At 64.8% G+C, this 24566-nt stretch carries 19 protein-coding genes, 2 tRNA genes and 1 pseudogene; 20 read left to right on the top strand and 2 right to left on the bottom strand.

What is annotated here, in order from left to right:
- Positions 1–337 precede the first annotated feature (337 nt).
- The 8 genes from tig to WNM05_RS12915 all read left to right on the top strand — a co-directional run bounded on the left by tig (position 338) and on the right by WNM05_RS12915 (position 8716).
- Entirely contained in the window at positions 338–1645 is a 1308-nt protein-coding gene (gene tig, locus WNM05_RS12950; protein WP_434627204.1) for a trigger factor, read from the top strand.
- 21 nt (positions 1646–1666) lie between these two features.
- A complete protein-coding gene (gene clpP / locus WNM05_RS12945; RefSeq protein WP_011136105.1) occupies positions 1667–2299 on the top strand; it encodes an ATP-dependent Clp endopeptidase proteolytic subunit ClpP in 633 nt (210 codons plus the stop codon).
- 16 nt (positions 2300–2315) lie between these two features.
- Entirely contained in the window at positions 2316–3596 is a 1281-nt protein-coding gene (gene clpX, locus WNM05_RS12940) for an ATP-dependent Clp protease ATP-binding subunit ClpX (protein WP_434627202.1), read from the top strand.
- Positions 3597–3739: 143 nt separating this feature from the next.
- Complete coding sequence (gene lon / locus WNM05_RS12935) at positions 3740–6154, top strand: endopeptidase La (RefSeq protein ID WP_434627200.1); 2415 nt, start codon at positions 3740–3742, stop codon at positions 6152–6154.
- Between the two features lie 173 nt (positions 6155–6327).
- Positions 6328–6597 (top strand): HU family DNA-binding protein, encoded by a 270-nt coding sequence (locus tag WNM05_RS12930; RefSeq protein ID WP_019101406.1) that lies wholly within the window; start codon positions 6328–6330, stop codon positions 6595–6597.
- A gap of 48 nt (positions 6598–6645) precedes the next feature.
- Positions 6646–6721, top strand: a tRNA-Val gene (locus tag WNM05_RS12925).
- A gap of 6 nt (positions 6722–6727) precedes the next feature.
- Positions 6728–6804, top strand: a tRNA-Asp gene (locus tag WNM05_RS12920).
- A gap of 73 nt (positions 6805–6877) precedes the next feature.
- Positions 6878–8716 carry a SurA N-terminal domain-containing protein gene (locus WNM05_RS12915; RefSeq protein ID WP_434627198.1) on the top strand — a complete coding sequence of 613 codons (1839 nt, stop codon included), beginning with the start codon at positions 6878–6880 and terminating at the stop codon, positions 8714–8716.
- Positions 8717–8763: 47 nt separating this feature from the next.
- Here the strand turns inward: WNM05_RS12915 and WNM05_RS12910 are convergent, their stop codons facing one another.
- The gene (locus tag WNM05_RS12910) at positions 8764–9687 is read right to left on the bottom strand and encodes a LysR substrate-binding domain-containing protein (RefSeq protein WP_434627197.1); all 924 of its coding nucleotides are present in this window, start codon (positions 9685–9687) and stop codon (positions 8764–8766) included.
- A 90-nt stretch (positions 9688–9777) separates the two neighbouring features.
- Between WNM05_RS12910 and WNM05_RS12905 the strand changes: the two genes are divergently transcribed.
- From WNM05_RS12905 to narI, 12 genes and pseudogenes are all read left to right on the top strand, one after another.
- On the top strand, positions 9778–10542 hold the full coding sequence (locus WNM05_RS12905; protein ID WP_434627195.1) for a sulfite exporter TauE/SafE family protein: 765 nt from the start codon (positions 9778–9780) through the stop codon (positions 10540–10542).
- 86 nt (positions 10543–10628) lie between these two features.
- Positions 10629–10919 carry a helix-hairpin-helix domain-containing protein gene (locus WNM05_RS12900; protein ID WP_434627194.1) on the top strand — a complete coding sequence of 97 codons (291 nt, stop codon included), beginning with the start codon at positions 10629–10631 and terminating at the stop codon, positions 10917–10919.
- Entirely contained in the window at positions 10907–11539 is a 633-nt protein-coding gene (locus WNM05_RS12895; protein WP_434627192.1) for a paraquat-inducible protein A, read from the top strand. Before WNM05_RS12900 ends, WNM05_RS12895 begins: the two co-directional genes overlap by 13 nt.
- Positions 11521–12153 carry a paraquat-inducible protein A gene (locus WNM05_RS12890; protein ID WP_434627190.1) on the top strand — a complete coding sequence of 211 codons (633 nt, stop codon included), beginning with the start codon at positions 11521–11523 and terminating at the stop codon, positions 12151–12153. Before WNM05_RS12895 ends, WNM05_RS12890 begins: the two co-directional genes overlap by 19 nt.
- Positions 12146–13765 (top strand): intermembrane transport protein PqiB, encoded by a 1620-nt coding sequence (locus tag WNM05_RS12885; protein WP_434627188.1) that lies wholly within the window; start codon positions 12146–12148, stop codon positions 13763–13765. The genes WNM05_RS12890 and WNM05_RS12885 overlap by 8 nt, the downstream gene beginning before the upstream one ends.
- On the top strand, positions 13762–14358 hold the full coding sequence (locus WNM05_RS12880) for a PqiC family protein (protein WP_434627187.1): 597 nt from the start codon (positions 13762–13764) through the stop codon (positions 14356–14358). The genes WNM05_RS12885 and WNM05_RS12880 overlap by 4 nt, the downstream gene beginning before the upstream one ends.
- Before the next feature lie 148 nt (positions 14359–14506).
- Complete coding sequence (locus WNM05_RS12875; RefSeq protein WP_434627186.1) at positions 14507–15763, top strand: MFS transporter; 1257 nt, start codon at positions 14507–14509, stop codon at positions 15761–15763.
- Positions 15764–15783: 20 nt separating this feature from the next.
- Positions 15784–17163: a NarK family nitrate/nitrite MFS transporter gene (locus WNM05_RS12870; protein WP_434627184.1), complete on the top strand. Its 1380-nt coding sequence runs from the start codon at positions 15784–15786 to the stop codon at positions 17161–17163.
- A 283-nt stretch (positions 17164–17446) separates the two neighbouring features.
- Positions 17447–20825 (top strand): annotated as a pseudogene (locus WNM05_RS12865) (nitrate reductase subunit alpha).
- A complete protein-coding gene (narH, locus tag WNM05_RS12860) occupies positions 20822–22372 on the top strand; it encodes a nitrate reductase subunit beta (protein WP_434627183.1) in 1551 nt (516 codons plus the stop codon). The pseudogene WNM05_RS12865 and the gene narH overlap by 4 nt, the downstream one beginning before the upstream one ends.
- An 11-nt stretch (positions 22373–22383) precedes the next feature.
- Positions 22384–23025 (top strand): nitrate reductase molybdenum cofactor assembly chaperone, encoded by a 642-nt coding sequence (narJ, locus tag WNM05_RS12855; protein ID WP_434627181.1) that lies wholly within the window; start codon positions 22384–22386, stop codon positions 23023–23025.
- Between the two features lie 72 nt (positions 23026–23097).
- Positions 23098–23784 (top strand): respiratory nitrate reductase subunit gamma, encoded by a 687-nt coding sequence (narI, locus tag WNM05_RS12850; protein ID WP_434627179.1) that lies wholly within the window; start codon positions 23098–23100, stop codon positions 23782–23784.
- A 177-nt stretch (positions 23785–23961) separates the two neighbouring features.
- On the opposite strand, the gene WNM05_RS12845 is transcribed toward narI, so the two are convergent.
- Entirely contained in the window at positions 23962–24534 is a 573-nt protein-coding gene (locus tag WNM05_RS12845) for an HNH endonuclease (protein ID WP_434627177.1), read from the bottom strand.
- Positions 24535–24566 lie beyond the last annotated feature (32 nt).

Genomic DNA, 24566 nt, shown 5'->3' with positions numbered 1-24566 from the left:
GCGGAAATGGCAAATTGCATGACAGGCCATGATAGCAGAGGCGGGCGGCGCCCGCGCGAGGGCGGCGAAATTCCTGAGCAATATCAAACGGCAAGGCCGGCGGGATGATTCCGTTCTAGCCGAAATGGTCCGCGCGCCAGGCCTGGCGCGGCGCTCAGCCCGTCGCCGCCAGGTGCAGACAAGCGCGGACCGCGTGATATACTGTGCGTTTCGTTGGGTGCGCGGTGTAACTCCGCGCAGCGCCTGGCGCGCGGGATTCGGCATGTGCCGGGTCCCGGCGAGCGAGGCGTCGTACCGTCCCAGATGACTACAACCTGTCACATTCGAAGGATTTAACATGCAAGTACAGCTGGAAACTCTGAGCAATCTTGAGCGCCGCATCAATATCGCCCTGCCGATGGCCGGCATCGACGCGCAAATCGCCGAGCGCCTGAAGCGCGTGGCCCGTGGCGCCAAGATCCAAGGTTTCCGCCCGGGCAAGGCTCCGCTGAAGATCGTGGAAATGAACTACGGCGCCCAGGTGCGTGAAGAAGTGATGGGTGAACAGGTTCAGCAAGGCTTCTACAAGGCCGTGAGCGAGCAGAAGCTGCGCGTGGCGGGCTACCCGAGCTTCGAGCCGGTGGCCGCCGGCGACGACAAGGAAAACTTCAAGTTCGCCGCCACTTTCGAAGTCTACCCGGAAGTGAAGGTCGGCGAGCTGGCCGGCAAGGAAATCGAAAAGCCGAACACCACGGTCGGCGACGCCGAAATCGAGAAGACCATCGACATCCTGCGCAAGCAGCGCACCCGCTACAACCGCGTTGAGCGCGAAGCCGCCGAAGGCGACCGCGTGATCATCGACTTCAAGGGCACCATCGACGGCGTGGCCTTCGACGGCGGCTCGTCCGAGAACTTCCCGTTCGTGCTGGGCCAGGGCCAGATGCTGGCCGAGTTCGAAGCCGGCATCGTCGGCGCCAAGGAAGGCGACATCAAGAGCGTGGAAGTGAACTTCCCCGAGGACTACCATGGCAAGGACGTAGCCGGCAAGAAGGCCGTGTTCGAGATCCTGGTGAAGAACGTGGCCGAAGCGACGCTGCCGGAAGTGAACGAAGAGTTCGCGAAGATGCTGGGCATCGCCGAAGGCGACGTGGAAAAGATGCGCGGCGAAATCCGCAAGAACGTCGAGCGCGAAGTGAAGCGCCGCCTGCAGGCCCGCATCAAGGAAAACGTGATGCAGGCGCTGATCGACGCCACCGAGCTGGAGCTGCCCAAGGCGCTGATCGGCCTGGAAGTCGGCCGTCTGGTCGAGCAGGCCCGCCGCGACATGCAACAGCGCGGCATGAACGTCAAGGACATGCCCTTCCCGCCGGAACTGTTCACCGCCCAGGCCGAACGCCGCGTGAAGCTGGGTCTGATCCTGTCCGAGATCGTCGAGGCCAACAAGCTGGAAGCCAAGCCGGAGCAGGTTCGCGCGATGATCGCCGAATTCGCCGACAGCTACGAGCAGCCGGAAGACGTGCTGGCCTGGTACTACGAGAGCGCCGACCGCCTGGAAGGCCCGACCTCGATGGTCCTGGAAGATAATGTGGTTGAATTTGTGCTGTCCCAGGCCAATGTAGTAGCCAAGGAGCTGTCCTTCGACGAACTGATGGGCAGCCAAGCCTGATAACAACTTTCGGAGTGGCCGATGAAATCTATGATGGAACCGCAAGGACTGGGCCTGGTGCCCATGGTGGTGGAACAGAGCGGTCGGGGCGAGCGCGCCTATGACATCTACTCTCGCCTGCTGAAGGAGCGCATCGTCTTCCTGGTCGGCCCCGTCACCGACGAATCGGCCAACCTGGTTGTGGCGCAGATGCTGTTCCTGGAGTCGGAGAATCCGGACAAGGACATCCATTTCTATATCAACTCGCCGGGCGGTTCCATCACCGCCGGCATGTCGATCTACGATACGATGAACTTCATCAAGCCGGACGTTTCCACGCTGTGCATCGGGCAGGCGGCCAGCATGGGCGCCTTCCTGCTGGCGGCGGGCACCCACGGCAAGCGTTTCGCGCTGGAGAACAGCCGGGTGATGATTCACCAGCCGCTGCTGTACGGCGGCGGTCTGTCCGGCCAGGTGACCGACATCGAGATCCATGCCCGCGAGCTGGTCAAGGTGAAGGCCAAGATGAACGAGCTGCTGGCCAAGCACTCCGGCCAGACGCTGGAGCGCGTGCAGTCCGACACCGAGCGTGACAACTTCATGTCGGCGGAAGAGGCTCGCGCGTACGGCATGATCGACAAAGTGCTGTCTTCCCGCCGGGATGTGACGGCCTAAGTAGTGGAACAGGCTAATGGCTGACAAAAACAGCAACGAGAAGCTTCTCTATTGCTCTTTCTGCGGAAAGAGCCAGCACGAGGTGCAGCGCTTGATCGCCGGCCCGCAGGTGTTCATTTGCAATGAATGCGTCGAGCTGTGCAACGACATCATCCGCGAGGAGCTGGAAAAGGGCAGCGGCAGTGAAGTGGTGGGCAGCGCGTCCGCCGAGCATCCGCTGCCGACGCCGCAGGAGATCCGGGCGGATCTGGACCAGTACATCATCGGCCAGGACTTCGCGAAGAAGACCCTGTCGGTGGCGGTGTACAACCACTACAAGCGCTTGTACAACAAGGGCGGCAAGGACGACGTCGAGCTGGCCAAGAGCAACATCCTCCTGATCGGCCCGACCGGCTCCGGCAAGACCTTGCTGGCCCAGTCGCTGGCGCGCCTGCTGGATGTGCCCTTCGTCATCGCCGACGCCACCACGCTGACCGAGGCGGGCTACGTCGGCGAGGATGTCGAGCACATCATCCAGAAACTGCTGCAGAAGTGCGACTACGATGTGGACAAGGCCCAGCGCGGCATCGTCTACATCGACGAGATCGACAAGATCTCGCGCAAGTCGGAAAACCCGTCCATCACCCGCGACGTGTCGGGCGAGGGCGTGCAGCAGGCGCTGCTGAAGCTGATCGAGGGCACGGTCGCCTCGGTGCCGCCGCAGGGCGGTCGCAAGCATCCGAACCAGGAATTCATCCAGGTGGACACCACCAACATCCTGTTCATTTGCGGCGGCGCCTTCGACGGCCTGGACAAGATCGTCCGCCAGCGTTCCGAGAAGGGCGGCATCGGCTTCGGCGCCGAAGTCTCCTCGAAGGACGACGGCAAGAGCCTGACCAAGCTGTTCCAGGAAGTGGAGCCGCAGGACATCATCCGCTTCGGCCTGATCCCCGAGCTGATCGGCCGCCTGCCGGTGGTCGCGACGCTGGAGGAGCTGGACGAGGAGGCGTTGGTCTCCATCCTGACCCAGCCGAAGAACGCGCTGATCAAGCAGTACCAGAAGCTGTTCTCGCTGGAGTCGGTGGACCTGGAGGTGCGTCCGTCGGCGCTGCGCGTCATCGCCAAGCAGGCGCTGGCCCGCAAGACCGGCGCCCGCGGCCTGCGGTCCATCCTGGAGCGCGCGCTGCTCGACACCATGTACGAGCTGCCGTCGATGCAGGACGTGGAAAAGGTCGTCGTCGACGAGAAAGTGATCGAGAAGGGCGACAAGCCGCTTTTCATCTACCGTGAAGAAGGCGGTGTGGCACAATCCGCCTGACGGCCTGGCCTGAATGTCTGAACCGCCCGGCAGGGCGGTTTTTTATTTGTCACCGATGTAATCTGTTTTAGTATGGGGTGTTGATATTCTGGCCTTGCACCCCATTTTCCAAGCATTGTTTCCCCAAGCTAAGGTTAGGTGATATGCCGCAACCCGCAGAAATCAGAGAAGAGACCACGCTGCCGCTGTTGCCGCTGCGCGATGTGGTGGTCTTCCCGCACATGGTCATCCCGCTGTTCGTCGGGCGGGCCAAATCGATCCGTGCGCTGGAACTGGCGATGGACGAAGGCAAGCAGATCCTGCTGGTGGCGCAGCGTTCGGCCTCCAAGGACGAGCCGTCCGCAGAGGATCTGTACGGCGTCGGCACCATCGCGACGGTGCTGCAGATGCTCAAGCTGCCCGACGGCACCGTCAAGGTGCTGGTCGAGGGCCGCCAGCGCGCCACCATCAACGAGGTCGGCGAGGAGGACGGCTGCTTCGTCGCCGAATTCGCGCCGCTGTCCAGCGAGCTGGAGGAGTCCAACGAGACCGAGGCGATGCGGCGCGCGCTGCTCGCCCAGTTCGAGCAGTACGTCAAGCTGAACAAGAAGATCCCGCCCGAGGTGCTGAACTCGCTGGCCGGCATAGACCGCGCCGGCCGCATGGCCGACAGCATCATCGCCCACCTGCCGCTGAAGCTCGAGCAGAAGCAGGAAGTGCTGGAGATGTTCGACGTGGCCACCCGTCTCGAGCACCTGATGTCTCAGCTGGAGGGCGAGATCGACATCCTGCAGGTGGAAAAGCGCATCCGCGGCCGCGTCAAGCGCCAGATGGAGAAGAGCCAGCGCGAGTACTACCTGAACGAGCAGGTCAAGGCCATCCAGAAAGAGCTGGGCGAGATGGACGAGGCCAGCGATCTCGACGAGCTGGAGCGCCGCATCAAGGTCGCCGGCATGAGCAAGGAAGGGCGCGAGAAGGCGCAGTCCGAGCTGAAGAAGCTGCGGATGATGTCGCCGATGTCGGCCGAGGCCACCGTCGTGCGCAACTACATCGACATCCTGCTCGAGCTGCCGTGGAAGAAGAAGACCAAGATCAGCAAGGACGTGGCCGCCGCCGAGGCCGTGCTGGACGAGGATCACTTCGGCCTGGAGAAGGTCAAGGAACGCATTCTGGAGTATCTGGCGGTCCAGCAGCGCGTCGATCGCCTGAAGGCGCCGATACTGTGCCTGGTCGGTCCTCCGGGCGTCGGCAAGACCTCGCTGGGCCAGTCCCTGGCCCGCGCGACCAACCGCAAGTTCGTGCGGATGGCGCTGGGCGGCGTGCGCGACGAATCCGAGATCCGCGGCCACCGTCGCACCTATATCGGCTCGATGCCGGGCAAGGTGCTGCAGAACATGTCCAAGGTCGGCGTCAAGAATCCGCTGTTCCTGCTGGACGAGGTCGACAAGATGGGCGCCGATTTCCGCGGCGACCCGTCGTCCGCGCTGCTGGAGGTGCTGGATCCGGAGCAGAACCACGCCTTCATCGACCATTACGCCGAAGTCGAGTACGACCTGTCCGACGTGATGTTCGTCGCGACCGCCAATTCGCTGAATATTCCGCCGGCCTTGCTCGACCGGATGGAAATCATTCGTCTTTCCGGCTATACCGAGGACGAAAAGGTCAATATCGCGCTGAAGTACCTGCTGCCGAAGCAGATGGAGGCCAACGGCGTCCGCGACGGCGAGCTGGTGGTGCAGGAATCGGCGATACGCGACATCGTCCGCTACTACACCCGCGAGGCCGGCGTGCGCAGCCTGGACCGCGAAGTGGCCAAGATCTGCCGCAAGGTGGTGACCGGCGCCTTGCTAAAGCCGGCCAAGACGGGCAAGGTGACGGTATCGGCCAAGAATCTGGACAAGTATCTGGGCGTGCGGCGCTTCGACTACGGCCTGGCCGAGGAAGAGAACCGCATCGGCCAGGTCACCGGTCTGGCGTGGACCGAGGTCGGCGGCGAGTTGCTGACGATAGAGGCGGTATCGTTGCCGGGCAAGGGCAATATCGTTCGCACCGGCCAGCTCGGCGAAGTGATGCAGGAATCGATCACGGCGGCGATGAGCGTGGTTCGCAGCAGGGCGAGAAGCCTAGGCGTCAAGCCGGACTTCTACGAGAAGAGCGACATGCACATCCACGTGCCGGAGGGCGCGACGCCGAAGGACGGCCCCAGCGCCGGTATCGCGATGACCACGGCCATCGTGTCGGTGCTGACCGGCATCCCGGTGCGTGCCGACGTGGCGATGACCGGCGAGATCACGCTGCGCGGCGAGGTGCTGCCGATCGGCGGGCTGAAAGAGAAATTGCTGGCTGCGCATCGGGGCGGTATCCGCCATGTGCTGATCCCCAAAGGGAACGAAAAGGACCTGACGGAGATCCCGGCCAACATCAAGCAGAAGCTTGAAATCCACCCCGTCAAGTGGATTGACGAGGTGCTGGCGCTGGCGCTGGAGCGCCAACCGGAGGAATTGTCGCAAGAAGAACAGTCTGGCGATATTCCGCCGTCGCAGGACGCGGGCAGTGGCGTGTCGGTTTTGAAGCATTAAGAATCATGGCCTTACCGAAGCTGTGAATATCTTGTGTTTTCGCGGCTTCCAATCGTGCTTGCAAATTAGCAAAACACCCGTGGAAGCCGCTTGACACAAGGATTTCCGCCTTGCTATAAAGCAAGCGTTTTTATCCGAATTACGTAGACCGAGAACGACGAAAGGGGACTTACGTGAACAAGTCTGAACTGATTGACGCCATCGCGGCTGAAGCCGACATCTCCAAGGCTGCTGCCGCCAAGGCACTGGACGGCATGGTTGCTGCCGTTACCGATGCCCTGAAAAAAGGCGATACCGTGACTCTGGTGGGTTTCGGCACCTTCTATGTGGGCGAGCGCGCCGAGCGCAGCGGCCGCAACCCGAAGACCGGCGCCACCATCAAGATCCCGGCGGCACGTTCTCCGAAGTTCCGTGCTGGCAAGGCACTGAAAGACGCGCTATAATCGGCGGCCTTGTCGGAGCCTGATTTCGGTCGGGCCGGCAAGGCAGAGGGGCGTTTAGCTCAGTTGGTAGAGCGTCTGCCTTACAAGCAGAATGTCGGCGGTTCGACTCCGTCAACGCCCACCACGGTACGGAGTGGTAGTTCAGTTGGTCAGAATACCGGCCTGTCACGCCGGGGGTCGCGGGTTCGAGCCCCGTCCACTCCGCCAAATACACGAGAGAAGGTGAACCGGTTCAACGCGTTCACCTTTTTTTTTACAGGGGTGGCTTTAGCCAATCGTCATGTTCGAGTTTGTCCAGAACAACAAAACCGTTATCCAAGTGATCCTGGGCGCCGTGGCCCTGACCTTCGTCGGCTTCGGCGTCAGCAGCTATACCAGCGCCAGCGACGATCCCTATCTGGTCAAGGTGGGCGATTCCAAGATCTACAAGCGCGACCTCGATCGCGCGCTGGAAGGGCAGCCCAGCGATCCGGCCACCCGCCAGTCCATGCTGGAAAACATGATCCGGCGCGAACTGCTGCTGGCCGACGCCCGCGCCCACGGCGCCGTGATCAGCCCGGCCCAGCTGCACAAATTCATCTCCGCGATTCCGCTGTTCCAGCAGGACGGCAAGTTCAGCCAGGAGCGGTATCGCGAATTCCTGAACAACCGCTATCCGTCTGCAGAGGCCTTCGAGGCCGAGGTCAGCCGCGACCTGTTGGTGCAGAGCCAGCTGACCGGCGTCGCCGGCACCCAGTTCGTCTCCAACACCGTGGTCAGCCGTGTCGCCGCGCTGATGGGCGAGGGCCGCGAGCTGCAGACGCTGCTGCTGAAGCCGTCCGACTTCGCCGCCGAGGTCAAGACCGACGATGCCGCGGTCAAGGCCTATTACGACGCCAACGCCAAGCGTTTCGTCACGCCGGAGCAGATCAAGCTGGACTACGTGGTGCTGTCGCAGGACGCGCTGGCCCAGGGCATCAAGATCAGCGATGCCGACGCGCAGAAGTACTACGAGCAGCACAAGGGCGATCTGGCCGGCGAGCAGCGCCGCGCCTCCCACATCCTGCTGACGGTGCCGAAGGGCGCCAAGCCGGAGCAGAAGGCCAAGATCAAGGCCGAGGCCGAGGCCATCCTGAAGGACGTCCGTGCCAATCCGGCCAGCTTCGCCGAGCTGGCCAAGGCCAAGTCTCAGGATCCGGGCTCGGCGGAGAAGGGCGGCGACCTGGGCTTCAACGCCCGCGGCGTGATGGTCAAGCCGTTCGACGACGCGGTGTTCAAGATGAAGCCGGGCCAGATCAGCGACCTGGTCGAGACCGAGTACGGCTTCCACATCATCCGCCTGGACGAGATCAAGGCGCAGGATTTCGCCGAACTGAAGTCCGCCATCGTCGACAAGCTGCAGAAGCAGAAGTCCGCGGCGCTGTTCCGCGAACAGGCCGACAAGCTGAACGAGGTGTCCTACCAGCAGGCCGATTCGCTGAAGGGCGTTGTCGACGCGCTGAAGCTTGAGGTCAAGCATTCCGGCTGGATCCAGCGCAACCAGCCGTCGCAGGACGAGGTGCTGGGCAATGCCAAGCTGCTGGCCGCGGCATTCGGCGACGATGTGCTGAAGAAGAAGCACAATAGCGAGCCGGTCGACGTCGGCGGCGGCCGTCTGGTGGTGGCGCGCGTCGCCGAGCACCAGCCGGAGCACCAGCAGGCCATCGCCGAGGTGCGCGAGCAGATCAAGAGCGAGCTGATCGCCCGGGAAGGCGCGAAGCTGGCCGAGAAGAAGGGCCAGGCGCTGTTGGCCGAGCTGAAGGCCGGCAAGGGTGTGGACGCGCAGCATTGGGGCGCTTCCGCGACCGTTTCCCGCCGCGCCGCCGCCGGCATGCCGGCCGCCGATGTGCGCGCCGTGTTCGCCGTGCCCGCCGGCAAGCTGCCCGGTTTCGCCGGCGTGCGCCACGATACCGGCGAGTACGCGGTCTATCGCGTCAACAAGGTGATCCCGGCGCCGGCGGTCAGCGACGCCGACCGCGCGCAGCTGGGCGGCCTGCTCGGCGAGATCAGCGCCAACGCGCAGCTGACCGGCTATCTGAAGGCGCTGCGAGAGAAGTACCCGGTCAGCGCCGGCAAGCAGTCGCTGAACGACGCCAACTGATCCGGCCGGTCCGGATGCCAAGCCCCGCCATGCGGGGCTTTTTGCTTTCAGCGCGACGGATAGCGGCCGAAGCCGCGCGAGCCGGCTTCCTGGCGCAGCGCGTCCAGCAGCAGCCTGGCCTTGCGCGGTATCGCGCGGCCGGCGAACACCGCGTGCATCTGCGGATCGTCGCCGTGGCTGGAGACGATGCGGTAGTCCGGGCAAAGCCGCACCAGCTCCCCCCGTGCGACTAGCGGCTCGGCCAGCCAGTCGCCGAGCCGGCCCACGCCCATGCCGGCCAGCATCGCTTCCAGCACGCCGTTGCCGGAGTTGCTGCGGTGCCAGGCGCCGAGGTTCAGGCTGACGGTTTCGCCGCCTGCGACGAAGTTCCACGCCTTCAGTACCCGAGGCGCCGTATGTATCACCACCCGGTGCTGCGGCAGCTCGCGCGGGTGGGCCGGCGCGCCGTGGCGGGCGACATAGGCCGGGCTGGCGTACAGGTGGCGGCGGTAGTCCCACAGCGGCAGGCCTATCAGCTCGCTGGAGGCCGGGAAGGCGCCGCGTATCGCGAAATCCAGTTTCTCGCGTATCGGCTCCAGTATCGAGTCGCTGTACAGCACTTCGAAGCGCAGGCCGGGATTGTCGTCGGCCAACCGCGCCAGCAACTCGGGCAACAGGCGGCGGCCAAGCGTTTCAGGCGCCGAGAAGCGCAGCAGGCCGCGCGGCGCGCCGGCCTGCTGGCTCAGCTCCTCCTCGGCCTGCCGCTGCAGGTCCAGCATCTGACGGGCGGCCGGATAATAGGCCTCGCCGGCCATCGTCAGCTCCACCTGTTTGCTGGAACGGGCCAGCAGCATCGTCCCCAGCTCCTCCTCCAGCGCCTGCAAGGCGCGGGTGGCGCTGCTCGGCGAGGTGCCCAGCAGGCGGGCGGCGGCGACGAAGCTTTTCTGTTCCACCACCGCGCAGAACACCCGTATCCCCCATAGCGGCTTCATGACGACTCCAGCATTGCAAATAATGCAATATTACATTGCAAGCAATCGTTCCAGCCAGAACGTACAATGCGCCAGGAAGGAGAAATGACGATGTTGTTGAGTTTGAGTTTCCTGTGCGTGATCGCTTTCTTTGCCGGCCTGGTCGACGCCGCCGTCGGCGGCGGCGGCCTGATCCAGATCCCCGGCCTGTTCAGCGCCTTGCCGAATGTGGCGCCCGCCACCGTCTTCGGTACCAACAAGCTGGCGTCGGCCGTCGGCACGCTGTCGGCCGCGCGTTCCTATCTGCGCCGGGTGCGCCTGCCGTGGCGGCTGGTGCTGCCGACGGCGGTGGCGGCCTTCGTGTTCTCCTTCGTCGGCGCCCAGGTGGTGTCGCTGATCCCGAAGGACGTGATCCGGCCGACGGTATTGGCGCTGCTGGTGATCATGGCCGCCTACACCTTGTGGAAGAAGGATTTCGGCAAGCTGCACAAGCCGGTGGAGATAGGACGCCGCGAAATGGCCGTCGGCCTGGCGATAGGCTGCGCGATCGGCTTCTACGACGGCCTGTTCGGTCCCGGCACCGGCAGCTTCCTGATGTTTCTGTTCATCCGCTTCTTCGCCTTCGACTTCCTGCACGCGTCGGCGGCGGCCAAGGTGGTCAATCTGACCACCAATGTGGCCGCGCTGCTGTCGTTCTCGCTGGGCGGTCACGTGCTGCTGGCCTATGCCTTGCCGATGGCGGTCGCCAATATGGCCGGCGCCATGGTCGGCACCCGCGTCGCGATGAAGAAGGGCGCCGGCTTCGTCCGCGTGCTGTTCCTGCTGCTGACCAGCGTGCTGATCTGCAAGCTGGGCTGGGACATCCTGCTAGGCTGAGCGGACAGGCTGGGAGCGGCCGCTTTGAACTGCGGCGGCCGCTCCTTTATCATATAGCCTGAATGACTACGCCACGGCCGCCTTTCATGCACCCATCCCGCTGTCCGCCGCCGGACGCCGCCACCGATTTGCTGCAGTTGCCCAATGTCGGCCCCCGCGCCGCGGCCGACTTGCGGCTGCTCGGCTTGAGCTGTCCCGCCGATCTGCGCGGCCGCGATCCCCTCCAGCTCTATCTGCAGCTGTGCGACGCCACCGGCGAGCGCCACGATCCCTGCGTGCTCGACGTGCTGATGTCTGTCTGCCATTACGCAGACACAGGCGAGGCCCGAAGCTGGTGGAGCTTCACCGCGGAGCGCAAGCGCAAATGGACGGTGTGAGCCGGCAAGGGGGGCTGACGGCCTGCCACGATTGCGACCTGTTGCTGCGCCTGCCCGGCGCGCAGGCCGGGCGCGTGCGCGTGAGCTGCCCGCGCTGCGGCGCCCAGCTGTATGAGTGTTCGGACAGCGGCCCGCAGGCCGGCGTGGCGCTGCTGGCGGCCGGCGCGGTGATGTTCGCGCTCGCCAATGCCTATCCGGTGCTGACGCTGGAGATCGCCGGCAACCGCAATTCCGCCACGCTGTGGCAGACCGGGCTGGCGCTCTATGGGCAGGGCATGCCGGAAGTGGCCTTGCTGGTGCTGTTCACCGGCATCGTGATGCCGGCGCTGGAGCTGGCCAGCATGCTGTATCTGCAGCTGCCGTTGTTGCTGGGCCGCGCGCTGCCCGGTTTCCCGGCGATGATGCGCGTGCGCGGCCTGGCGCGGCCATGGTGCATGGTGGAGGTCTTCCTGTTGGGCGTGCTGGTTTCGCTGGTCAAGCTGGTCCATCTGGCCAGCGTGGAACCGGGCATCGGCCTGTGGGCGTTTTTCGGCCTGATCGTGCTGATGGCGGCCAGCGCCAGCCGGTTCCGGCCGCATGAACTGTGGGAGCGTTATCAGGCATGCCGCGCTACCCCTTGAACAGCGCGGCCTCGCGCAATCTCTGCCTGTGCCATGGCTGCGGGCTGCTGGTGCGGCTGTCGCCGCGCGAGGCAGGCGTCTGTCCGCGTTGCGCCGCTCCGCTGCATCTGCGGCGGCCGGCGGCGCTGCAGCGCTGCTGGGCGCTGCTGCTGGCCGCGATGATCAGCTACCTGCCGGCCAATCTGCTCCCCATCATGGAAACCACCGCGCTGACAGGCGTTCAGCGCGACACCATCATGAGCGGCGTGGTCTATTTGTGGAACAACGATTCCTGGCCGCTGGCGCTGGTGGTGTTCACCGCCAGCGTGCTGGTGCCGCTGTTGAAGATACTGGCGCTGCTCTTGCTGCTATGCAGCGTGCAGTGGCGCTGGAGCTGGGCGCCGCGCCAGCGCACGCGGCTGTACCGGATGATAGAGGTGATCGGCCCGTGGTCTATGCTGGACATTTTCGTGGTGGCGCTGATGGTGGCGCTGGTGCAATGGCAATCGTTGGCCAGCATCAAGGCCGGACCGGGGGCGGTGGCTTTCGGCGCGGTGGTGGTGTTGACGATGCTGGCCGCGATGAGTTTCGATCCCAGGATGATCTGGGACCCCGTAGAGGTACACGATGAGTAGTGACAATCGACAAAAGCCGGAACAGGACGAGCTGCCGCAGGCGGTGCCGGTGCGCCGCCACCGCTGGGCGCCGTCGCTGGTCTGGCTGATTCCGGCGGTGGCGGCGCTGATAGGCGGCTGGCTCGCGGTGCACGCCGTGTTGTCGCGCGGGCCCACCGTCACCATCTCCTTCCAGAACGCCGAGGGCATAGAAGCCGGCAAGACCCGGATCAAGTACAAGGACGTGGAAATCGGCGAGGTGACTTCGGTCAAGCTCAGCCCGGACCGGCACGCCATCATCGCCACGGCCCAGCTGAGCAAGGAGGCGGACAACTATCTGGTCGCCGACAGCCGCTTCTGGGTGGTCAGGCCGCGGGTGTCCGGCGGCGGCGTGTCCGGCCTGGGCACGGTGCTGTCGGGCTCCTACATCGGCATGGACATAGGCAAGAGCGAGGCGCGCAAGACCGATTTCGTCGGCCTGGAGACGCCGCCCATCATCAACGCCGACCTGCCGGGGCAGACCTTCTTCCTGCGCGCCGATAACCTGGGTTCGCTGAACACCGGTTCGCCGGTGTATTTCCGCCGGGTGCCGGTCGGGCAGGTGGTCGGCTACGAGCTCGACCCGAAAGGCGGCTTCGTCCGCGTCAGCATCTTCATCAACGCGCCCTACGACCGTTTCGTGTCCGCCAACAGCCGCTTCTGGCACGCCAGCGGCGTAGACGTGTCGCTGGGCGCCAGCGGACTCAACATCAGCACGCAGTCGCTGGCGGCGATCGCGCTGGGCGGCATCGCCTTCGAGACGCCGCTGGCCGACAATGCCGGCATCCCGCTGTCGGACCGAAACTTCATCCTGCACGACAGCCGGGACAAGGCGCTGCAGAATCCGGACCGCGAGATGCAGGCATTCCGGCTGCGCTTCCGCCAGTCGCTGCGCGGCCTGGCCGTCGGCGCGCCGGTGGACTTCCGCGGCATCGTCATCGGCGAGGTCGGCGCCATCGGCGTCGAATACGTGCCGGAACGCAAGGATTTCGACATGACGGTGGACATCCGCACCTATCCCAGCCGGCTGGACAGCCTGTCGCGGGGCGGCCGCATCTCAGGCAAGCTGTCGCCGCAGACGCTGGTGGCCAACGGCATGCGCGCCCAGCTGCGTTCCGGCAACCTGATCACCGGCCAGCTCTACGTGGCGCTGGACTTCTTCCGCGATGCGCCGCCGGCCAAGCTGGTGGTCAAGGGCGGCGTGCCCGAGCTGCCGACGATACCGGGCGATCTGGAGGAGCTGCAGCGCGTGCTGCAACGGATCGCCAAGAAGCTGGACGCGGTGCCGTTCGACAGCATAGGCAAGGAGGCCGACGCCTCGCTGAAGTCGCTGCATCAGACGCTGGACAGCGTGAAGAAACTGTCAGACGGCCTGAACGGCGACGCGCTGCCGCAGATGCTGAAGACGCTGGAGCAGCTGCAGCGGACGCTGGAAACCACCCAGCAGACGATGCGGGCCGACTCGCCGCTGCAGCAGGATGTGCGTTCCGCCGCGCAGGAGGTGAAGGAAACCGCGCGCAGCTTCCGCGCGCTGGCCGATTATCTGGACCGCCACCCGGAGGCGCTGGTGCGCGGCAAGGAGGCGCAGCCATGATGATCAGACACTTGATAGCGGCCGTGTCGCTGGCGGCCGCGCTGACGGGCTGCGCGTCGCCGCAGTCCCGCTTCTACGGTCTGGATGCGACGGCGGCAGCGCCGGCGCCGGCGCAGTTCGGCAAGCGCGTGCTGCTTGGGCCGATCAGCCTGCCGGCGGCGCTGGAGCGGCCGCAGCTGGTGCTGGACATCGGCGGCGGCCAGTTGAAACTGCAGGAGTTTGATCGCTGGAGCGCGCCGCTGGACCGGCTGATGGCGCAGCGGCTCAGCCTGGGCGTCGCGCGCGCCAGCGGCGTGGCCAGCGTCTACGCCTACCCGCAGCCGGGCATGGACGGCGGAGAGCTGCGCGTCGCCGTCGATGTGCGCAGCCTCAGCCTGCGGCCGGGACAGGGCGCGGCGCTGGAGGCGGCGTGGCAGCTGCAGAGCGCGGTCGACGGCAGGATACTGGCCCGCGGCGCGTTCAGCCGAAGCCAGCCGGTGGCGTCCAGCGAGCCCGGCGCGCTGGTGGCCGGCTTGCAGACGCTGCTCGACGGCCTGGCCGCCGACATCGCCGCGCCGCTGATCCAGCATCCGGAATGGTGGCGCGCCGGCTGAGCCTCCGCCATTGGAAGTAGCCGGTCCCGGCCGTAAGAGCTAGACGGGCTCGTCATTCTGCCGGCGGATAGTCCTGCGACGGATCAATTCCGGCGCGCGCCGCAGCCGCTTATCGTGGCAGCCATGACCACTTTATCGGTATGGCGCCATGAGTTCTCCCGCATTCCAACGCTATAGCGTGCTCGCGAGCAGCACGCTGGCCTTCACCGTCTGCTTCATGGTCTGGATGATGTTCGCGGTGCTGGGCATCCCGATCAAGCAGCAGCTGGGCCTCAACGAAACCGAGTTCGGCATCCTGGCGGCGACGCCGGTGCTGACCGGTTCGCTGATCCGCGTGCCGCTGGGCATCTGGACCGACCGCTACGGCGGCCGGCCGGTGATGTTCGCGCTGATGCTCGGCTGCGTGATCCCCATCTTCCTGATGCAGTTCGCCGACGCCTACTGGCAGTTCCTGCTGGCCGGGCTTTTCGTCGGCCTGGCCGGCGGCTCGTTCTCGGTCGGCACGCCCTATGTGGCGCGCTGGTTCCGCCAGGAACAGCAGGGGCTGGCCATGGGCATTTTCGGCGCCGGCAACGCCGGATCGGCGCTGACCAAGCTGGTGGCTCCGGCCCTGATCGTCGCCTGGGGCTGGCAGAGCGTGCCCACCGCCTATGCGCTGATCATGCTGGCCGCCGCCGTCCTGTTCTGGCTGTTCTCGTTCAGCGATCCGGCGCACAAGGCGCCGTCCACGGTGACGCTGCGCCAGCAGCTGGCGCTGATGAAGCACCCGGCGGTGCTGCGCTACTGCCAGTACTACTCGGTGGTGTTCGGCGGCTATGTGGCGCTGGCGCTGTGGATGACCAAGTACTACGTCGGCGAATACGGGCTGGATTTGAAGCACGCGGCGCTGCTGGCGGCCTGCTTCTCCTTGCCGGGCGGGGTGTTGCGCGCGGCCGGAGGCTATCTGTCCGACCGCTTCGGTCCCCGCGCGGTCACCTGGGCGGTGATGTGGGTGTGCTGGGTGGCCTTCTTCCTGTTGTCCTATCCGCAGACCGAGATGCGCGTCGCCACCGCGAACGGGCCGATGAGCCTGCATATCGGTCTGAACGTCTATCTGTTCACCGGCCTCTTGTTCGTCGTCGGCGTGGCGATGGCGATAGGCAAGGCCTCGGTGTTCAAGTTCGTCGCCGACGAATTCCCCGATTCCATCGGCGCGGTGTCCGGCGTGGTGGGCCTGTCCGGCGGCCTGGGTGGCTTCCTGCTGCCCGTGCTGTTCGGCGTGCTGCTGGACCTGACCGGCATACGTTCCAGCGCCTTCATGCTGCTGTACGGCACCGTGTGCGTCAGCCTGGTGTGGATGCACTTTTCCTTCAAGCCGGCGGCAGGATCCGCCGATTCCATCCCCTTGACCAAGGCGCGCGGCTGAACGCGGCGCGGGAGACATCGATGACTTATCTGATCAAACACTGGGAGCCGGAATCGGCTCCGTTCTGGCGGCAGCAGGGCCGCTCGGTGGCGCGGCGCAATCTGTGGATCTCGATCCCGGCGCTGACGCTGGCCTTCGCGATCTGGCAGGTGTGGAGCGTGGCCGTGCTCAATATGCCGAATATCGGCTTCGGCTACAGCCAGAACCAGTTGTTCTGGCTGGCGGCGCTGCCGGCCTTGTCCGGCGCGACGCTGCGCATCTTCTACTCCTTCATGGTGCCGGTGTTCGGCGGCCGCAAGTGGACGGCGATCTCCACCGCCAGTCTGCTGATTCCGGCCGTCGGCATCGGTTTCGCGGTGCAGAATCCGGACACCAGCTATGTGACCATGGTGGTGCTGGCGCTGCTGTGCGGCTTCGGCGGCGGCAATTTCAGCTCCAGCATGGCCAATATCAGCTTCTTCTTCCCGAAGGCGGAGAAGGGCACGGCGCTGGGCCTGAACGCCGGTCTCGGCAATCTGGGCGTGTCCATCGTTCAGTTCGTCGTTCCCATCGTCATCACCATGGGCCTGTTCGGCCAGTTGGGCGGCGATCCGCAGCACTGGGTGAAGGGCGCGGCAGCCAAACAGATGTGGCTGCAGAACGCCGGTTTCGTCTGGGTGCCGTTCATCATCCTGTCCACGCTGGCGGCCTGGTTCGGCATGAACGACCTGGCCTCGGCCAAGTCCTCGTTCTCCGAGCAGGCGGTGATCTTCACCCGCAAGCATAACTGGCTGATGTGCTGGCTCTACGTCGGGACTTTCGGCTCTTTCATCGGTTTCTCCGCCGGCTTTCCGCTGCTGGTGAAAGGCCAGTTCCCGGAAATCGACCCCACCCGCTATGCCTTCGTCGGCCCCTTGGTCGGCGCGCTGACACGCCCGCTGGGCGGCTGGCTGGCTGACAGGATGGGCGGCGCCAAGGTGACGCAGGCAGCATTCTCGCTGATGGTGCTGGGCGTGCTCGGCGTGATCTTCTTCCTGCCGCACGGCGGGCACGGCGGCAGCTTCGCCGGCTTCTTCGCTATGTTCCTGTGCCTGTTCGCGCTGACCGGCATCGGCAACGGTTCCACCTTCATGCAGGTGCCGGCCATCTTCCTGACGCTGCACCAGCGCATGGCGGCTCCGGGCGAGGCGGCGCAGCGGCAGGCGACGCAGGACGCCACCCGCGAGGCGGCGGCGGTGCTGGGCTTCACCAGCGCGATCGGCGCCTACGGCGGTTTCTTCATCCCGAAGAGCTACGGCACCTCGATTGCGATGACCGGCGGCGTGGAGGCGGCGCTGTACGTGTTCATCGCCTTCTACCTGAGTTGTCTGGCGATCAACGGCTGGTACTACGCCCGCAAGAAGGCGGAAGTGCGTTGCTGATTGGCCGGCGCAATGCCCGGCAGAGCGTGCTAGCTGGGTATTGCACCCTACGGTTGGACGGAATGAAAAGCGCCCGCGGGCGCTTTTTTCCTGTCCGGCTTTCGTTCTATCCCGGACTACTCCTTAAGGCTTAGCCGGACCCCTTCCTATGCCTGTGCCGCTCACCCCTACTGGCCGATTGGGCAGCGAGGGGGCGGACTGTAGGCTAAGGATTATCGCAACCAGTATCGGTTGCCGGACGGCGGCGACGCGGGGCTGGGTTCCCGGCGTGCATGGAGGCAAGATGAGCCATTTTCTCGACAGACTGAATTTCCTGGGCAAGGTGAAGAGCACCTTCGCCGACGGCCACGGCGCGGTGGTGAACGAGGACCGCGGCTGGGAGGACGCATACCGCCAGCGCTGGCAGCACGACAAGATCGTCCGCTCCACCCACGGCGTGAACTGCACCGGCTCCTGCAGCTGGAAGGTGTATGTGAAGAACGGCCTGATCACCTGGGAAACCCAGCAGACCGACTACCCCCGCACCCGGCCCGATCTGCCCAACCACGAGCCGCGCGGCTGTCCGCGCGGCGCGTCATACAGCTGGTATGTGTACTCCGCCCAGCGCGTCAAATACCCGATGCTGCGCGGCGAGCTGGCCAGGCTGTGGCGCGACGCCCGCAAGAGCCTGGGTCCGGTCGAGGCCTGGGAGAAGATCAGCCAGACGCCGGAGCTCGCCAGGCAATACAAGTCCGCGCGGGGCCAGGGCGGTTTCGTCCGCGCCAGCTGGGACGAGGCCAACGAGATCGTCGCGGCCGCCAACGCCTTCACCATCAAGAAATTCGGCCCGGACCGCGTGGTCGGCTTCTCGCCGATTCCGGCGATGTCCATGGTGTCCTACGCCGCCGGCAGCCGCTACCTCAGCCTGATCGGCGGCGTGCCGCTGTCGTTCTACGACTGGTATTGCGACCTGCCGCCGGCCAGCCCGCAGACTTGGGGCGAGCAGACCGACGTGGCCGAATCCGCCGATTGGTACAACTCCAGCTACCTGATGGTGTGGGGCTCCAACGTGCCGATGACCCGCACTCCGGACGCCCACTTCTACACCGAGGTGCGCTACAAGGGCACCAAGACGGTGGCGGTGTCGTCCGACTTCGGCGAAATGGCCAAGTTCGGCGATATCTGGCTGGCGCCCAAACAGGGCACCGACGCCGCGCTGGCGATGGCGATGGGTCACGTGATCTTCAAGGAATTCCATCTCGACCAGCCGTCCGCCTATTTCACCGACTACATCCGCCGCTACACCGACATGCCGATGCTGGTGACGCTGCGCCGCGACGGCGAGCGCTGGCTGCCGGACTACTTCCTGCGCGCCTCGCACCTCGACGGCCAGCTCGGCGAAGACAACAACCCGGACTGGAAAACCCTGCTGATCGACGAGGCCAGCGGCGACATCGTCGCGCCCAATGGATCGATCGGCTTCCGCTGGGGCCAGGCCGAGGGCCAGACCGGCAAGTGGAATCTGGAGCAGAAGGCCGAGGGCGCGCGCGAGGTGTCGGGGCGCTTGTCGCTGATCGAAGATCGCGACGAGGTGGTCGGCGTCGGCTTCCCGTATTTCGGCGCCGAGCACGACGAGCTGCTGACCCGCAACGTTCCGGTGAAGAAGATCAAGCTCGCCGACGGCGGCGAGGCGCTGGTGGCCACGGTGTTCGACCTGATGGCCGCCAACTACGGCCTGGACCGCGGCCTCGGCGGCGGCAACGTCGCGGCAGATGAACGGCACCAGCTTCTTCTACGCCCACACCAGCCAGTGGCGGCATGAAAAGCTGGGCGTCGGCGAAATCCTGTGCCCGACCGCCGACGGCAAGATGGGCGACATGGCGCTGATCGATTACAACGCCAAGGCCGAGCGCATGGGCTGGCTGCCGTCCGCGCCGCAGCTGTCCGCCAATCCGCTGGACGTTGTCCGCGCCGCCGCCGAGGCGGGGCAGGACCCGGTGGACTACACCGTGCAGGGCCTGAAGAGCGGCCGGCTGGACATGGCCTGCAACGACCCGGACAACCCGCGGAACTTCCCGCGAAACATGTTCGTCTGGCGCTCCAACATCCTGGGCAGCTCGGGCAAGGGCCACGAGTACTTCCTCAAGTATCTGCTGGGCACCCAGAACGCGGTGCTGGGTTCGGAAGACGACTGCATCAAGCCGTCCGAGATCACCGTGCGTCCGGCGGCGGAGGGCAAGCTGGACCTGATGGTGGTGCTGGACTTCCGCATGTCCACCACCTGCCTGTACGGCGACATCGTGTTGCCCACCGCCACCTGGTACGAGAAGGACGACCTCAACACCTCCGACATGCACCCCTTCATCCACCCCTTGTCCGAGGCGGTGCAGCCCTTGTGGCAGGCCAGGAGCGACTGGGAAATCTACAAGGGCTTCGCCAAGAGCCTGTCCGAGATCGGCAAGGACTACCTGGGCGTGCAAAAGGACCTGGTGCTGACCCCGCTGATGCACGACAGCCCGCAGGAGCTGGGCCAGCCTTTCGATCCCAAGGACTGGAAGAAGGGCGAGTGCGAGCCGGTGCCGGGCAAGACCATGCCGGCGATGACGGTGGTGGAGCGCGACTACGGCGCGATCTACGACAAGTTCACCACCATCGGCCCGCTGCTGGAAAAAGCCGGCAACGGCGGCAAGGGCATAGGCTGGAAGACGGCGCACGAGGTGGACATCCTGCGCGGCCTGAACCAGGTGGCCCAGTCCGGCGCCGGCAAGGGCCAGCCCAAGTTGGAGACCGCCATCGACGCCGCGGAGATGATTCTGACGCTGGCGCCGGAAACCAACGGCCATGTGGCGGTGAAAGCCTGGGACGCGCTGTCCAAGGTGACCGGCCGCGACCATACACACCTTGCCCGTCCGCGCGAGCACGACAGCATCCGTTTCCGCGACGTGCAGGCGCAGCCGCGCAAGATCATTTCCTCGCCGACCTGGTCCGGCCTGGAGAGCGAGGAAGTCAGCTACAACGCCGGTTACACCAATGTCCACGAGTTGATCCCGTGGCGCACGCTGACCGGCCGCCAGCAGTTCTACCAGGACCATCAGTGGATGCGGGCCTTCGGCGAGGGATTATGTGTGTATAAGCCGGCGGTCGATCTGAAGACCACGCAGGCGGTGCTGGGCAAGCACGGCAACGGCAACCGCGAGCTGGTGCTCAACTTCATCACCCCGCACCAGAAATGGGGCATACACAGCACTTATTCCGACAATCTGCGCATGCTGACGCTGAGCCGCGGCGGCCCCCACGTCTGGCTGTCCGAGACCGATGCCAAGAAGGCCGGCATCGCCGACAACGACTGGATCGAGGTGTTCAACGTCAACGGCACGCTGACCGCCCGCGCGGTGGTGTCGCAGCGGGTGCCGGAAGGCATGACGCTGATGTACCACGCCCAGGAGAAGATCGTGAACGTGCCGGGCGCCGAGGTGTCCGGCAAGCGCGGCGGCATCCACAACTCGGTGACCCGCGCGGTGACCAAGCCCACCCACATGATAGGCGGCTACGCCCAGCTGTCCTGGGGCTTCAACTACTACGGCACGGTGGGCGCCAACCGCGACGAGTTCGTCGTGGTGCGCAAGATGGACAAAGTCGACTGGATGGACGAGACGGCTCAGTCCGCGGGAGAGAAGCAATGAAGATACGCGCGCAAATCGGCATGGTGCTGAATCTGGACAAGTGCATCGGCTGCCACACCTGTTCGGTCACCTGCAAGAACGTGTGGACCAGCCGCGACGGCATCGAGTACGCCTGGTTCAACAATGTGGAGACCAAGCCCGGCATCGGCTACCCCAAGGACTGGGAAAACCAGGACAAGTGGCAGGGCGGCTGGAAACGCCGCGCCGACGGCAAGCTGGAGCCGCGCCAGGGTGGCAAGTTGAAGATTCTGGCCAATCTCTTCGCCAATCCCAATCTGCCGGCCATCGACGACTACTACGAGCCGTTCACCTACGACTACGAGCATCTGCAGAACGCGCCGAAGATGCAGACGCCGCCGACCGCGCGTCCGGTGTCGGTGCTGACCGGCAAGAAGATGGACAAGATCGAGTGGGGGCCGAACTGGGAGGACGACCTGGGCGGCGAATTCTCCAAGCGCGCCAAGGACGCCTTGTTCGAAGGCATCCAGAAGGAGATGTACTCGGCCTTCGAGAACACCTTCATGATGTATCTGCCGCGGCTGTGCGAGCACTGTCTGAACCCGGCCTGCGTCGCGTCCTGTCCGTCCGGCTCCATCTACAAGCGCGAAGACGACGGCATCGTGCTGATCGACCAGGACAAGTGCCGCGGCTGGCGGATGTGCGTGTCCGGCTGCCCGTACAAGAAGATCTATTACAACTGGACGTCAGGCAAGGCCGAGAAGTGCATCTTCTGCTACCCCCGCATCGAATCCGGCCAACCCACCGTGTGCTCGGAAACCTGTGTCGGTCGCATCCGCTACCTGGGCGTGCTGCTGTATGACGCCGACCAGATCGAACAGGCGGCGGCGGTGGAGGATACGCAGGACCTGTACCAGTCTCAGCTCGACCTGTTCCTGGATCCGAACGACCCGGCCATCGCGGCCGAGGCGCTGAAGCAGGGCATCCCGCAAAGCTGGCTGGACGCCGCGAAGCGCTCTCCGGTGTACAAGATGGCGATGGAGTGGAAGGTGGCTTTCCCGCTGCATCCGGAATACCGGACCCTGCCTATGGTGTGGTACATCCCCCCGCTGTCGCCTATCCAGAGCGCGATGGAAAACGGCCTGATAGGCGAGGGCGGCATCATCCCCGACGTGAAGAGCCTGCGGATACCGATCCGTTACCTGGCCAACCTGCTGACAGCCGGCCAGGAAGAGCCGGTGCTCAAGGCGCTGGAGACCATGGTGGCGATGCGCCGCTACATGCGCAAGAAGAGCGTGGAGAAGGTCAGCGACGCCGCCACGCTGGCCGGCACCCATCTGAGCGCGACCCAGGTGGAGGAAATGTACCAGGTGATGGCCATCGCCAATTACGAGGACCGCTTCGTGATTCCGTCCAGCCACAAGGAAATGGTGGAGAACGCCTTCGAGGACAAGGCCAGCTGCGGCTTCAGCTTCGGTAACGGCTGCTCCGGCGGCGAGTCCGAGGCCAGCCTGTTCGGCAAGAAGAAGGCCACGCCCATCGTGTTCCACGACATGCGGCGCGACCGCAAGTCCAATGCCGGCAACTGAGGGAGACCGATATGCGCATCCACGCCATTCTGTCCGCGCTCTTGTGCTACCCGGAGGCTGAGCTGGTCGCCGCGGTGGACGAAATCCGCGCCGAGGCGGCCGAGCACCTGCAGACCGCCAGCCTGCTGGAACCGCTGCTGCAGGCGCTGCAGAACGAGGACCTGATCGAGCTGCAGCAGCGTTACGTGCTCACCTTCGACCGCAACCCGTCGCACTCGCTGCACCTGTTCGAGCACATCCACGGCGAGGACCGCGCCCGCGGCCAGGCCATGGTGGACCTGCTGGAGGAATACCGCCGGCACGGTTTCGAGCCGACGTGCAGCGAGCTGCCGGACTATCTGCCGTTGTTCCTTGAGTTTCTGGGGCAGTGCGGCAAGGAAGAGTCCGAGCGGCTGCTGGGCGACGCGGTGCATGTGATCGGCCATATCGCCGGCAGGCTGAACGAGGCGGGGTCGGCCTATGCTGGCCTGTTCGACGCGCTGCTGACGCTGTCGCCGGTCCGGCCTGAGCCGCTGCAGGCGCCGCCTATCCGCGACATGGACGAAATGCTGGAAACCTTCGGCCCCGGCGCGGACGGCGTGGAGCCGCTGCTGAAGCCGACCATGCCGGCCATCGCCCCGGTCAATTTCTATCCGCGCGGCGCGCGCGCCTGAAACCTTACCCCTTCTCCCCGGCGCGGGAGAGGGGCGGCGGGCGGCGTTGACGCCCGCCATCGGGAGACAAACATGGATTACCTGCATAGATTCGTATTCGGCATCTATCCCTATATCGCGCTGGCCATCTTCCTGCTGGGCAGCCTGATCCGCTTCGAGCGTGAGCAGTACAGCTGGAAGAGCGAGTCGTCGCAACTCTTGTACCGCGGCCAGCTGCGTCTGGGCAATATTCTGTTCCACCTCGGCATCATCGGCCTGTTCTTCGGCCACCTGGTTGGCCTGTTGACGCCGCTGGCGGTGTGGGAGGCGCTGGGCGTGACCCACAGCTTCAAGCAGCTATTCGCGATGAGCGCCGGCGGCCTGATGGGCGGCCTGTGCCTGATCGGCATCGCGCTGCTGCTGCACCGCCGCTTCCTGTGCGACCGCCTGGCGGCCAACACCACCTGGCGCGACAAGCTGGTGTTGCTGTGGATACTGGCCACGCTGTTGCTGGGCCTGTCCACCATCTTCGTGTCGGCCCAGCACCTGGACGGTCACGAAATGGTGCTGCTGATGAGCTGGGCGCAGCACATCGTCACCTTTCGCGGCGACGCGGCGGATTTCATCGTCTCCGCCTCGCCGGTGTTCAAGCTGCACCTGTTCATGGGCATGAGCCTGTTCGTGATCTTCCCGTTCACCCGGCTGGTACATGTGTGGAGCGGCTTCGGCGCGGTGACCTACCTGGGACGCGCCTGGCAGCTGGTACGCCCGCGCGGTTGAACGCCTGGGCATGAAAACGCCGCGCATCCGGAGAGGGAGCGCGGCTTGGTTTATTCAGGCCATGCCGCGGTTCTTTGGCACTCGGTTGCGGCTGGCCCAGGGTCTAACGTGGAGCTAACCGGTGCTGTGCGACTTTATCGCACAGCGACCGAAGAGGGAGCGAGGTTGAGCACCGGGTTAGAGTGCTTTGTATGCATTGGCAACTTCAGCGTTGATCTTTGATGCGAGTTCTTGCGACTCGCGCATGAGGGACTGCACCCGTTCCAGATTGTCTTGGTGGCGTGCCCAAACCTCTTGCCCTACGATGGCTGAAAAATCCATTCTTGTCGGAGCCTTGGAGTTTTCGTAAGCCTCCAGCCGCTGGACCCGTTCAGGAATGTCTTTGATACCGCGTGCTGTTGGAGATAGTTTCGCGGTGCTGAGCATCCAAGTTTTCCATTCTTTGTTTCCCTTCGATTGATTGCACTTTCCACAAGATGGCACAAGGTTGTGGATTTCCGAGATGTAACCTGTTGGCTTCTTGTCTTTGACAAGCGGGCGGAGGTGGTCCCATTCCGAAGCAACGCCGCCACAGTATGCGCATTGAAAAGTGTCAGGAGTCATCCCGAGTATCTCCAACGCTTGCTTTACTTCTTCTTCGCTGGGGGGTACGACCGGAATTATCGAATTGATGAAAGCATTCGTGATGCTTGAGCTACGCCCCGTGATTTTCACCGGGGTTGGCATTCTGAATAGTGACAGGTAATCCATTGGATTGCGCTATAATGTTGGGAGTGACCTGC

The organism is Chromobacterium sp. CV08 (assembly GCF_051129845.1).
GTDB lineage: Bacteria > Pseudomonadota > Gammaproteobacteria > Burkholderiales > Chromobacteriaceae > Chromobacterium.
This window is presented reverse-complemented; position numbering and strand designations above follow the sequence as displayed.

Coding starts and splice junctions, on each gene's coding strand:
- tig (WP_434627204.1), top strand. CDS start 338: ATGCAAGTACAGCTGGAAACTCTGAGCAATCTTGAGCGCCGCATCAAT.
- clpP (WP_011136105.1), top strand. CDS start 1,667: ATGAAATCTATGATGGAACCGCAAGGACTGGGCCTGGTGCCCATGGTG.
- clpX (WP_434627202.1), top strand. CDS start 2,316: ATGGCTGACAAAAACAGCAACGAGAAGCTTCTCTATTGCTCTTTCTGC.
- lon (WP_434627200.1), top strand. CDS start 3,740: ATGCCGCAACCCGCAGAAATCAGAGAAGAGACCACGCTGCCGCTGTTG.
- WNM05_RS12915 (WP_434627198.1), top strand. CDS start 6,878: ATGTTCGAGTTTGTCCAGAACAACAAAACCGTTATCCAAGTGATCCTG.
- WNM05_RS12910 (WP_434627197.1), bottom strand. CDS start 9,687: ATGAAGCCGCTATGGGGGATACGGGTGTTCTGCGCGGTGGTGGAACAG.
- WNM05_RS12905 (WP_434627195.1), top strand. CDS start 9,778: ATGTTGTTGAGTTTGAGTTTCCTGTGCGTGATCGCTTTCTTTGCCGGC.
- WNM05_RS12900 (WP_434627194.1), top strand. CDS start 10,629: ATGCACCCATCCCGCTGTCCGCCGCCGGACGCCGCCACCGATTTGCTG.
- WNM05_RS12895 (WP_434627192.1), top strand. CDS start 10,907: ATGGACGGTGTGAGCCGGCAAGGGGGGCTGACGGCCTGCCACGATTGC.
- WNM05_RS12890 (WP_434627190.1), top strand. CDS start 11,521: ATGCCGCGCTACCCCTTGAACAGCGCGGCCTCGCGCAATCTCTGCCTG.
- WNM05_RS12885 (WP_434627188.1), top strand. CDS start 12,146: ATGAGTAGTGACAATCGACAAAAGCCGGAACAGGACGAGCTGCCGCAG.
- WNM05_RS12880 (WP_434627187.1), top strand. CDS start 13,762: ATGATGATCAGACACTTGATAGCGGCCGTGTCGCTGGCGGCCGCGCTG.
- WNM05_RS12875 (WP_434627186.1), top strand. CDS start 14,507: ATGAGTTCTCCCGCATTCCAACGCTATAGCGTGCTCGCGAGCAGCACG.
- WNM05_RS12870 (WP_434627184.1), top strand. CDS start 15,784: ATGACTTATCTGATCAAACACTGGGAGCCGGAATCGGCTCCGTTCTGG.
- narH (WP_434627183.1), top strand. CDS start 20,822: ATGAAGATACGCGCGCAAATCGGCATGGTGCTGAATCTGGACAAGTGC.
- narJ (WP_434627181.1), top strand. CDS start 22,384: ATGCGCATCCACGCCATTCTGTCCGCGCTCTTGTGCTACCCGGAGGCT.
- narI (WP_434627179.1), top strand. CDS start 23,098: ATGGATTACCTGCATAGATTCGTATTCGGCATCTATCCCTATATCGCG.
- WNM05_RS12845 (WP_434627177.1), bottom strand. CDS start 24,534: ATGGATTACCTGTCACTATTCAGAATGCCAACCCCGGTGAAAATCACG.